The sequence below is a fragment of the Sedimentibacter sp. B4 genome (genome assembly GCF_000309315.1).
Taxonomy (GTDB): domain Bacteria; phylum Bacillota; class Clostridia; order Tissierellales; family Sedimentibacteraceae; genus Sedimentibacter; species Sedimentibacter saalensis.
On the sequence record NZ_CANG01000209.1, the window covers coordinates 1 to 217 of the forward strand.

The 217-nt window shown below is 71.0% G+C and carries 1 pseudogene; it reads right to left on the reverse strand.

Features of this window, described 5'->3' with window-relative positions:
- Positions 1–192, reverse strand: a pseudogene (locus BN358_RS10780) (CPBP family intramembrane glutamate endopeptidase); the annotation flags it as partial.
- Positions 193–217: the final 25 nt, after the last annotated feature.

Here is a 217-nt window from a genome sequence, read left to right on the forward strand (position 1 = left end):
CGCCTCGATGCCGAACGGTCCTCCGGTGAGCCAGTCCGGACCGGTGAACTCCGCGCGCAGCCAGCCGGACGCACGCCCCGACCCCGAGACGGCGGATCCGAACACCGGGCCCTGCATCATGTTCCAGGCGAAGTGCAGGCCCATCGTCCACCACAGCGAACGGGTCACGGCGTACAGCGCGGCGAACAGCACACCCGCCTCCAGGGCATCGCCACCG